Source organism: Nostoc sp., assembly GCF_036917155.1.
GTDB lineage: Bacteria > Cyanobacteriota > Cyanobacteriia > Cyanobacteriales > Nostocaceae > Nostoc.
The window spans coordinates 1-4208 of record NZ_JBALDZ010000118.1; the positions used below are offsets into that span (position 1 = coordinate 1).

Below are 4208 nucleotides of genomic sequence, written 5' to 3' on the forward strand. Positions count from 1 at the left end.
CTCCACATTCAATTTCACTTTATGCGCGAATCTAGTCGCCCCAAACCCTTGTAACTACGTTGTCCAAATTTCATCTTATGTGCAAACCCACACTTACGTTAAAAAATTTTCACTTAGTCTGCAAACCCACAGCGCCACAAGCGAGTAATAAACCTGTTGTGACACATAGCGCTCCAAGTTCAAACGCTCTGATACAGATAGCGCCTTCATTAAATGCCAAGCTGAATAATTAGAGCAGCCAGGTAGTAGTCAAGCGATAATTGATAAATTCCTCTTCATCCGAATTAATTTCAGAAATTAGTCGCTCTCTAGTGGTATCTAGCAGTTCCTCTAAGTACCAAAGTCTGATATGACTATTTTCATGTGTCGCTAGAAATTTATTTCTTTTCACCCTTTAGCAATCAGAGATTGTAATGCTACATTTCCTTTACTTACAATCCTCCAGGTTAATTTATGAACAAAGGTGAATTAGTAGATGCTGTAGCAGCAAAGACCAACATCACAAAAAAGCAAGCCGATGAAGTCATTAGTGCTTTTTTGTCAGTAGTTACCGAAGCTGTAGCGAATGGAGATAAGGTAACGCTCGTCGGATTTGGGTCATTCGAGCGGCGCGAACGCTCAGAACGCTCAGGGCGTAATCCGAAAACCCAGGAGGTAATGACTATTCCAGCCACTAGAGTGCCTGCGTTTTCTGCTGGAAAACAGTTTCGGGAGAAAGTAGCGCCATAGATGAATTGCTTTACCACTAGCAATTAAATAAATCATTGCAAAGTTGTAGCGTTCGCCCTACAGCCCTTCTCCTAAAGGAGACGCTGTTCGCGTTCGGACATCAAGAAGGCAGGCGTTGGCGCAGCCATCGCTGTTCTTCAGACAGTGTGGAAAATGGTAGGGGAAATATGAGTGTTGAATTGGAGATGTAAAAAAAGCGCGATCGCTGCACCAATGGTCTAGTCAGTTAATAATTCTTTATTAGGAAAATTATCAGCATTGGGGTTATGTAATTAATGTTAAAAGACTTCTCTGATATGTTAAATCTCCTGACAAACGCTTATGAGCATCTGTCGTAACCAACAAATTGCCTGATCCTGCTGCGTAAGTTTGCTCCACAGCATTGAAATCATCCACGGTTGAGTTTGTACAGGAAGTTCAAAAGTTTCTAATGCGCCTTGGTGTGCCAATGGTGTTACTAATCGTGATGGAACAGCAGCAACCAAGTCAGTTGATGAAATGATTGCTGGTAGCACTAGTAAGTGAGGAGTTGTCAAAGCAACTCGACGCTGGAGATTGTACTGGGCAAGCGCATTATCGATTTCACCAACTTCATCTTGCCTAAGAGTAAAAAGAGCATGAAGAAAATTAGCGAAGATTTCTGGTGTGATAACGTCCTCCAAGAGAATGGGATGTCCAAGACGACAGATGCCGACAAAGTGTTCTGGAAATAACGGCATTTGTATTGTTTGTCTGGGTGGGTCTTGAAAAACACCCAAAGCTAGATCAATCTCTCGTCGCTCTAATAGTTCTCCGACAAAGTTTTTTGCAAAACTAATTAATCGAAAATTAATGCTTGGTGCAATTCGACGACAAATTTTTAGAAGCTTGGGCATGACAACATAGCTAGTGTAATCTGAACTGCCAATTGTAAAAGTACTTTTAGAAGTAGTAGAGTCAAATGTTTGGCTCGTTTCCAATGTCTGCCGAATTTGTTGCAGGGCAACTCTTATACCTTGAGCAACTTCCAGAGCCTTTGCTGTGGGTTGCATTTGCCTGCCAATTCGGATAAATAATTCATCTTGGAATAGTATGCGTAACCTTGCGAGTGCCGCACTCATCGCTGGTTGGCCTAAATACAATCGTGTTGCTGCTGCTGTAACACTCCTTTCTTCAAAAAGTGCTTCAAAGGCGACCAGAAGGTTCAGATCAATGGCAGACAAGTCTATTAATCCCATCGATTAAATATATTATTTCAATCAATTTGATTAATTTAGAACATTTCAGTAAAGTAAAACTGAAAGTTGTGAAAAGTTATTAAAATGACAAACCAGAAAAAGATTGCTGTAGTAACAGGTAGCAATCGTGGGTTAGGATATGCTATAGCTCGTAAATTGTCCCAAATTGGCATTCATGTTGTTCTAACAAGTCGTAACCAAACAGATGGTCTTGCTGTTAAAGAACAATTATCTAGTGAAGGACTTGATGTGAACTATCACACACTAGACGTTACGAGTGATTTGAATGTGGCAGAGTTTGTTCAATGGCTAAGAGAAGCCTACGGCAGGGTAGATATTTTGGTGAACAATGCCGGGATCAATCCTACAACCAAGCCAGAGGAATCTAGTTTATTGACAGTTCAACTAGAAACGATGCGCTCTACATTTGACACTAATGTTCTAGCGCTCCTGAGAATTTCTCAAGCATTAATTCCGTTGATGAAGGTTCACAACTACGGTCGCATCGTCAATGTCTCAACCGAAATGGCATCTCTGGCGGCAATTAATAATGATTACTACCCAATAGCACCTTCCTATCGACTATCCAAACTAGGGGTGAACGGGTTAACTGCACTTCTGGCGAAGGAACTTCTTGGTGGTAATATTCTCGTTAATGCTTATTCTCCAGGTTGGATGAAAACCGATATGGGAGGAGAGAATGCGCCGTTTACAGCAGACCAAGGAGCCGAAACTGCTGTCTATTTAGCAACACTTCCAGATGGAGGAGCGCAAGGACAGTTTTTTGCAGAGATGCGTCAGTTTGGCGGCCCCATAAAATTACAGTGGTAAATCTAGATGAAAAATAGTGCTTTTATTTCCATTGAACTGTATTAGGGAGAAATAGCAATGAAGGTCAGCTTTATCGGTTATGGCAGCATGGCAGAGTCTTTAAGCTCACGTTGGGTAGGAAAACATGAGCTATTTGTTGCAGGTCGAGATTCTAGCAAAGCACAGAGTTTGGCACATGAACTTGCTCAGGGGACAAAAGCTGGTTCCCCTGTAGAGGCAGCAGAGTTTGGTGAAGTCATTGTTTTAGCGACTCCTCACCAAGCAGTATTTGAAGCTATGGAAGCAGGTGGAGGAAGTGAAGCTTTTGCAAACAAGATTCTATTAGACATAAATAATCCTGTTGACCCCTCTAACGGTAATTACTTAACGCAAACTTATGATGGAGTATCACTATCAGAAGCGATCGCTGCTTATTCTCCCAAGGCTAAGGTAGTGAAGGCGTTCAATATGTGTCAGGCAAAAGTTTGGCAGATGGAGCAGCCTAATTTCGATGGTCGGCGGTTAGTAACGCTCTATTGCGGCGACGATACTGATGCGAAACGTCAAGTGGCTTCGCTGATTGAAGATGTTGGGAGTGAGCCAGTCGATTTGGGGGAGTTGAAGTATGCTCGATTGTTAGAGTCTGCGGCAGCAATTGTGATTAAACTGCTATTTTCTGGTCGCGATCCTTACACTGTTCTTAACCTGATTCAACCAGAAGTCAAACCGATTTCTTGAAAAAGCATACATAAATGCATAAAAGCACACACTTGCTGCGATATTTACCTACTTTTTGGGGCTGTTGAGTGACGCACTCCGACAATAGCCTAATTACAACAAGCTACTGGGGTTGAATGGTACGCTTGAAAAGCGCAAATCCTTAATGTTGCAGGATGAGAGGGTGTAGGAGTTGCACGGTCAAGAATTAAAATCAAAGTAAAACATTTACTGGTGAATGTTTGCCCATGCCAAATACGTGCAACTACTGTTCCTACATCCCATGTTCTCCAATCTATCCGTCAGATGTCAGGGGGTCAGCAACTGAGCAAATACTTGCAACTTATCGTGTTTCAGATTGTTTTCTTTCAGAATCAGGTTAGGCATATCTTGCCAACAGTGGCGGCATACGACGACAGGCAAAATCTTAAAACCCTTCTGCCTTCTGCCTTAAAGCGCGTAACCTTTCATCATCACCAAAAGTTGCCAAGAACCGATAATATTGCCAATTTGAATTAGAAGCATAAGCACGTAAAAACAGCAATATTATGGTTCCACCGACAATAGCGTTTTCAGCCGTTGCATGGCGGCTCATAGCAGCTTTGCTACTTTCTCCCCTATTACTCATTAATTAAAGAAATTAAGTAGGTAGGCGAAAAAATTTATAACTATGTAACGAAAACTTCACCATAGGGATTAGAGTTAAATTTTACACGTTGCGTACTATAATTTCCT

General features: G+C 41.8%; 5 protein-coding genes. 3 read left to right on the top strand and 2 right to left on the bottom strand.

Translation table 11 applies throughout. The features are described from left to right. Positions 1-453: 453 nt before the first annotated feature. Positions 454-729, top strand: coding sequence for an HU family DNA-binding protein (locus V7K67_RS16465; protein WP_335167481.1), 276 nt, complete (start codon positions 454-456; stop codon positions 727-729). A gap of 299 nt (positions 730-1028) precedes the next feature. On the opposite strand, the gene V7K67_RS16470 is transcribed toward V7K67_RS16465, so the two are convergent. Continuing rightward, a complete protein-coding gene (locus V7K67_RS16470) occupies positions 1029-1946 on the bottom strand; it encodes a LysR family transcriptional regulator (RefSeq protein ID WP_335167483.1) in 918 nt (305 codons plus the stop codon). An 84-nt stretch (positions 1947-2030) separates the two neighbouring features. On the opposite strand from V7K67_RS16470, the gene V7K67_RS16475 reads away from it, so the two are divergent. Next, positions 2031-2777, top strand: a complete 747-nt coding sequence (locus V7K67_RS16475; protein WP_335167485.1) for an SDR family oxidoreductase — start codon at positions 2031-2033, stop codon at positions 2775-2777. A gap of 57 nt (positions 2778-2834) precedes the next feature. Continuing rightward, positions 2835-3494 (top strand): NADPH-dependent F420 reductase, encoded by a 660-nt coding sequence (locus tag V7K67_RS16480; protein ID WP_265277487.1) that lies wholly within the window; start codon positions 2835-2837, stop codon positions 3492-3494. Between the two features lie 406 nt (positions 3495-3900). On the opposite strand, the gene V7K67_RS16485 is transcribed toward V7K67_RS16480, so the two are convergent. After that, positions 3901-4068, bottom strand: a complete 168-nt coding sequence (locus V7K67_RS16485) for a hypothetical protein (RefSeq protein ID WP_335167489.1) — start codon at positions 4066-4068, stop codon at positions 3901-3903. Between the last annotated feature and the right edge of the window lie 140 nt (positions 4069-4208).